Annotated in this window: 5 protein-coding genes and 1 pseudogene; 5 read left to right on the forward strand and 1 reads right to left on the reverse strand. The window is 57.0% G+C overall.

What is annotated here, in order from left to right; genetic code table 11:
- The 5 genes and pseudogenes from Q1V60_RS22480 to bfr all read left to right on the forward strand — a co-directional run.
- Nucleotides 1-171, forward strand: a pseudogene (locus tag Q1V60_RS22480) (30S ribosomal protein S4); the annotation flags it as partial.
- Between the two features lie 22 nt (nt 172-193).
- On the forward strand, nt 194-1,195 hold the full coding sequence (gene rpoA, locus Q1V60_RS22485; RefSeq protein ID WP_003176403.1) for a DNA-directed RNA polymerase subunit alpha: 1,002 nt from the start codon (nt 194-196) through the stop codon (nt 1,193-1,195).
- A 41-nt stretch (nt 1,196-1,236) separates the two neighbouring features.
- The gene (gene rplQ / locus Q1V60_RS22490) at nt 1,237-1,623 is read left to right on the forward strand and encodes a 50S ribosomal protein L17 (RefSeq protein ID WP_007918448.1); all 387 of its coding nucleotides are present in this window, start codon (nt 1,237-1,239) and stop codon (nt 1,621-1,623) included.
- A 238-nt stretch (nt 1,624-1,861) separates the two neighbouring features.
- Nucleotides 1,862-3,310 carry a catalase gene (locus Q1V60_RS22495; protein ID WP_300634951.1) on the forward strand — a complete coding sequence of 483 codons (1,449 nt, stop codon included), beginning with the start codon at nt 1,862-1,864 and terminating at the stop codon, nt 3,308-3,310.
- 155 nt (nt 3,311-3,465) lie between these two features.
- A complete protein-coding gene (gene bfr, locus Q1V60_RS22500) occupies nt 3,466-3,930 on the forward strand; it encodes a bacterioferritin (protein ID WP_003176400.1) in 465 nt (154 codons plus the stop codon).
- Between the two features lie 66 nt (nt 3,931-3,996).
- On the opposite strand, the gene uvrA is transcribed toward bfr, so the two are convergent.
- Nucleotides 3,997-6,169 (reverse strand): excinuclease ABC subunit UvrA (gene uvrA, locus Q1V60_RS22505; protein WP_300634953.1); only part of this gene is annotated, 2,173 nt, incomplete at its 5' end.

Consider the following 6,169-nt stretch of genomic DNA (forward strand, 5'->3'; position numbering starts at 1 on the left):
AACCAACTTCGCATTGTCCAAGCTCTCGATCTGTGTGCCCAACGTGGCCGCGTAGAATGGGTAGAAGTAGACACTGAGAAGAAGTCGGGCGTTTTCAAGAACGTTCCTGCTCGCAGTGATCTGTCCGCCGACATCAACGAAAGCCTGATTGTCGAGCTCTACTCCAAGTAAGGGCTAGAAAATAGGTGCATCCATGCAGATTTCGGTAAATGAGTTCCTGACACCCCGCCACATTGATGTGCAGGTTGTCAGTCCAACCCGCGCCAAAATTACTCTCGAGCCTCTCGAGCGTGGTTTTGGCCACACCCTGGGCAACGCGCTGCGCCGCATCCTGTTGTCCTCAATGCCCGGCTGTGCAGTAGTCGAGGCCGAGATTGACGGTGTGCTCCACGAGTACAGCGCCATCGAAGGTGTACAGGAAGACGTAATTGAAATCCTGTTGAACCTTAAAGGTCTGGCTATCAAGCTGCACGGCCGTGACGAAGTTACGCTGACCTTGTCGAAGAAGGGTTCGGGGGTGGTTACCGCTGCCGATATTCAGCTGGATCATGATGTCGAGATCGTTAATCCCGATCACGTAATCGCTAACCTGGCGTCTAACGGCGCCCTGAACATGAAGCTCACTGTAGCTCGTGGTCGTGGTTATGAACCGGCCGACTCGCGTCAGAGCGATGAAGACGAAAGCCGCAGCATTGGTCGCTTGCAGCTTGACTCTTCGTTCAGCCCGGTTCGCCGCATCGCATACGTGGTGGAAAACGCCCGTGTCGAGCAGCGTACTAACCTGGACAAGCTGGTTATTGATCTGGAAACCAACGGTACCCTGGATCCTGAAGAGGCTATCCGTCGCGCTGCAACCATTCTGCAACAGCAGTTGGCTGCGTTCGTCGACCTCAAAGGTGACAGCGAACCAGTGGTAATCGAGCAGGAAGACGAGATCGATCCGATCCTGCTTCGCCCGGTTGACGATCTGGAACTGACTGTACGTTCGGCTAACTGCCTTAAGGCGGAAAACATTTACTACATCGGCGACCTGATTCAGCGTACCGAAGTAGAACTGTTGAAGACTCCGAACCTTGGCAAGAAATCCTTGACCGAAATCAAGGACGTTCTGGCCTCCCGCGGTCTGTCCCTCGGCATGCGCCTCGACAACTGGCCGCCTGCAAGTCTTAAGAAGGACGACAAGGCGACTGCCTGATCGTCGTAATCACCGAACGTGAGTTTGGTAAGGAATGAACCATGCGTCATCGTAAAAGTGGTCGTCACCTGAGCCGTACCAGCTCGCACCGCAAGGCCATGTTCCAAAACATGGCGGTGTCGCTGTTCGAGCACGAGCTGATCAAAACTACACTGCCGAAAGCTAAAGAACTGCGTCGCGTTGCTGAGCCGCTGATCACTTTGGCCAAGACAGACAGCCTGGCTAACCGCCGTCTGGCTTTCGACCGTACTCGCTCGAAAGCTATCGTTGGTAAGCTCTTCAACGACCTGGGCAAGCGTTACGCTACCCGTGAGGGTGGCTACCTGCGCATCCTCAAGTGCGGCTTCCGCACTGGCGACAACGCGCCAATGGCGTATGTCGAGTTGGTTGATCGTGCTACTGCCGGCGAAGCTGTAAGCGCCGAGTAAGACGACAGTCTGTAACGAAGAGCCGGGCCTAGTGCCCGGTTTTTTGTGCGCGTAACAAAAGCGCGGTATGTACAAGTTTTCCTGCGAAGCAGTGGGCATTATTGTCGGTGGCTTGCCTGGTAGTAATTTTCTATTGATGCCTACAATTTAATAAATTTGTACGTGTCATGCTGTTGGTCGATACTTCCTTCAAGCCGATTAGCCGGCAGTTTCAAGTCCGACCTGAGGAAGATTGCGCATGAGCCAGAATAAAATCCTTACGACCGCCAGCGGCGCTCCCGTTGCGGATAATCAGAATTCCCGTACCGCCGGCCCCCGTGGCCCTTTGTTGCTCGACGACTTCCACCTGATCGAGAAGCTCGCTCACTTCAACCGTGAAAATATCCCGGAGCGCCGTGTACACGCCAAAGGTTCGGGCGCCTACGGTACGTTCACAGTTACCCAAGACATCACTCAATACACCAGCGCCAAGCTCTTCGAATCTGTGGGTAAGCAAACGCCGACCTTCCTGCGGTTCTCCACCGTAGGTGGCGAGCGCGGTTCGGCTGACACTGAGCGTGACCCACGCGGCTTCGCCTTGAAGTTCTACACCGAGGAAGGTAACTGGGACATCGTCGGCAACAACACGCCTGTGTTCTTCATCCGCGACCCTTTGAAATTCCCAGATTTCATCCATACCCAAAAGCGCCTGCCGCAAAGCAACCTGAAAAGCGCGCAGATGATGTGGGACTTCTGGTCGCACTCTCCAGAAGCGCTGCACCAAGTCACCATCCTGTTTTCGGACCGTGGCATCCCGGATGGCTACCGTCACATGCATGGCTTCGGCAGCCACACCTACAGCCTGATTAACGCCAACGGCGAGCGTCACTGGGTGAAATGGCACTATAAGACCAAGCAAGGCATCAAAAACCTGGCACCGACTGAAGCTGCGCGCTTGGCGGGTACCGATCCAGACTATGCCCAGCGCGATCTGTTCGGCGCGATTGAACGGGGTGATTTTCCTAAATGGCGCGTCTGCATCCAGATCATGACCGAGGCACAGGCGAACGCTCACTACGAAAACCCGTTTGACGTGACAAAGACCTGGTCGCAGAAGGAGTTCCCGCTGATCGAGGTGGGTGAGCTGGAGCTCAACCGCAACCCGCAGAATTATTTCGCCGAAGTTGAGCAAGCCGCGTTCGGCCCAAGCAACATGGTTCCAGGCGTTGGCCTGTCGCCAGACCGTATGCTGCAAGGTCGCGTCTTCGCCTACGCAGATGCTCATCGCTACCGTGTCGGCACCAATCACCAGCAATTGCCGGTGAATGCCCCACGTAACCCAGTTCACAGCTACCAGCGTGACGGTTCGATGGCATTTGGCAGCAACGGTGGCGCTGCGCCAAACTATGAGCCAAACAGCTACGCCGATGCGCCAAAACAGGCGCCACACTATGCGGAACCTGCACTGGCCTTGAGCGGCGCCGCAGATCGTTACGATCATCGCGAAGATACCGATTACTACAGCCACGCCGGAGCGCTGTTCCGCTTGATGAATGACGAGCAAAAAGCACTGCTTACCAGCAACATTGCCGGCGCAATGGCCGGTGTTTCCAGCGATGTGGTTCAGCGTCAGTTGCAACATTTCCATAAGGCGGATCCCGCTTATGGAGAAGCAATCGCAAAGGCACTGGGTGTATCGCTTAACTGACTCTAAACGAGAAGCAGAACCGCCCTCATTTGGGCGGTTTTTGCGTTATTTCAGCTACTTTTCTCCGGAAATCTTCGCTTTTCTGCCGTTGATCCCGTGACCTTAGAGTCGTCATGGTTCAAACTACAGACTTTCAAGCAGGGAGATGTAGGGCGATGCAAGGTCACCCCGACGTAATCGATTACCTCAACACGTTGCTGACGGGCGAACTGGCAGCTCGTGACCAATATTTCATCCATTCGCGTATGTACGAAGACTGGGGCTTTACTGAGCTCTACGAACGTATCAATCACGAGATGGAAGAAGAGGCACAGCACGCTGACGCGCTGATGCGCCGTATCCTCATGCTCGAAGGTACGCCGCGTATGCGCCCCGACGACTTGGACGTGGGCACTACGGTGCCGGATATGCTCGCTGCAGACCTTCGCCTCGAGTACAAGGTTCGAGCCGCGCTCTGCAAGGGCATTGAGCTCTGCGAGCAGCACAACGACTATGTCACTCGTGAGATCCTGCGAGTGCAGTTGAATGACACCGAAGAAGATCATACCTACTGGCTGGAAAAGCAGTTGGGCCTGATCAAGTTGATTGGCCTGGAGAACTACCTGCAATCGCAGTTCTGATTCCCGGCTACAAAAAAGCCCCTGTCACTGCAAAGTGACAGGGGCTTTTCATTGGGCCCGGAAGAGTCAGGCCCGGTCGCGCTCCAGCAAAGGCTTCAAGTAGTAACCGGTGTGCGACTGCTGCATCTCGGCAACTTGTTCCGGTGTGCCCACGGCGATGATTTGCCCCCCCTTGGAACCGCCTTCCGGCCCCAGGTCAACCAGCCAGTCAGCGGTCTTGATTACATCAAGGTTGTGCTCGATCACCACCACGGTGTTGCCGTGGTCACGCAAGCGGTGCAGTACATCCAGCAACTGTTGGATATCCGCGAAGTGCAGACCGGTGGTTGGCTCATCGAGGATATACAAGGTCTTGCCCGTATCGCGCTTGGACAGCTCGCGCGACAGCTTAACCCGCTGCGCCTCACCACCGGACAGCGTGGTCGCCGACTGGCCCAGTTTGATATACGACAGGCCCACATCCATTAACGTCTGCAGCTTGCGCGCCAACGCTGGAACCGCGTCGAAGAACACCCGAGCTTCCTCGATGGTCATCTCCAGGGTCTCGTGGATGTTCTTGCCCTTGTACTTGATCTCCAGGGTCTCGCGGTTATAGCGCTTGCTCTTGCAAACATCGCAGGGCACGTAGATATCCGGCAGGAAGTGCATCTCCACCTTGATCAAGCCATCGCCCTGGCACGCTTCACAACGCCCGCCCTTGACGTTGAACGAGAACCGGCCTGGCCCGTAACCTCGTGAGCGGGATTCCGGAACACCCGCAAACAACTCGCGAATCGGCGTGAACAGCCCGGTATAAGTCGCTGGGTTGGAGCGCGGCGTACGGCCAATCGGGCTCTGGTCGATATCGACCACCTTGTCCAGGTGCTCCAGGCCTTTGATGCTGTCGTGGGGCGCCGCTTCAAGGGTGGTCGCGCCGTTCAAGGCGGTGGCACTCAAGGGGAACAACGTGTTGTTGATCAGCGTCGACTTGCCCGAGCCGGAAACACCGGTCACACAGGTCAGCAGGCCCAGAGGAATCTCCAAGTCAACATTGCGCAAGTTGTTGCCACGCGCGCCCTTGAGGTGCAGCGCCATTTTCTTGTTACGCGGCGTGCGCTTGGCCGGCACCGCGATTTTCACGCGGCCCGAGAGGTATTTGCCGGTCAGCGAATCTGGATGCGCCATGACTTCGGCAGGCGTGCCCTCGGCGACAATATGTCCGCCATGCACGCCCGCGCCCGGGCCAATGTCGACTACATAATCCGCCAGGCGAATCGCGTCTTCATCGTGCTCGACCACGATCACCGTGTTGCCAATATCGCGCAGGTGTTTCAACGTACCCAGCAAGCGATAATTGTCACGTTGATGCAAGCCGATCGACGGCTCATCGAGGATGTACAACACGCCCACCAGCCCGGCGCCGATCTGGCTGGCCAGTCGAATCCGCTGAGCCTCGCCGCCGGACAAGGTATCTGCACTGCGGTCAAGCGATAGATAGTCCAGGCCAACGTTGACCAGGAACTGCAGACGCTCGCGAATTTCCTTGAGGATCTTGTCGGCAATCTCCCCACGGCGGCCGGTCAGCTTGAGTACGCCGAAGTATTCACAAGCATCGCCGATCGGCAGGTTGGTCACTGCAGGCAGCGTCTTCTCGCCAACCCACACATGCCGCGCTTCACGACGCAAGCGCGTACCGCGGCAATCAGGGCACGGTTGGGTGCTGAGGAATTTCGCCAGCTCTTCGCGTACGCTCGCCGACTCGGTCTCGCGATAACGACGCTCCAGGTTCGGTACGATGCCTTCGAACGGGTGGGAGCGCTTGACGATGTCGCCGCGGTCGTTCAGGTACTTGAAGTCGACGTTCTGCGAACCGCTGCCGTGAAGAACGACCTTCTGCTGGTCCGCCGGCAGTTGGTTGAACGGTACTTCCAGGCTGAATCTATAGTGCGACGCCAGTGACCCCAGCATCTGGAAGTAGTAGACGTTGCGCCTGTCCCAGCCGCGTATCGCCCCCTCCGCCAATGTCAGGTCGCCGTTGACCAGGCGCTTGATGTCGAAGAACTGCTTAACGCCCAGGCCATCGCAGGTCGGGCAGGCGCCGGCCGGGTTGTTGAAGGAAAACAGCTTGGGTTCCAGCTCGCTGATGGCATGGCCGCAGATCGGGCAGGCAAAGCGCGCGGAGAAGATGACCTCCTCGCCGGGCTCATCGTCCATCGGCGCTACCAGGGCGATACCGTCTGCCAGCTTCAGCGCCGTCTCG

It is taken from the genome of Pseudomonas sp. (assembly GCF_030147005.1).
GTDB lineage: Bacteria > Pseudomonadota > Gammaproteobacteria > Pseudomonadales > Pseudomonadaceae > Aquipseudomonas.

Bases quoted from the DNA above. Each gene is read 5' to 3' on its own strand.
- rpoA (WP_003176403.1), top strand. From the start codon at position 194: ATGCAGATTTCGGTAAATGAGTTCCTGACACCCCGCCACATTGATGTG.
- rplQ (WP_007918448.1), top strand. From the start codon at position 1,237: ATGCGTCATCGTAAAAGTGGTCGTCACCTGAGCCGTACCAGCTCGCAC.
- Q1V60_RS22495 (WP_300634951.1), top strand. From the start codon at position 1,862: ATGAGCCAGAATAAAATCCTTACGACCGCCAGCGGCGCTCCCGTTGCG.
- bfr (WP_003176400.1), top strand. From the start codon at position 3,466: ATGCAAGGTCACCCCGACGTAATCGATTACCTCAACACGTTGCTGACG.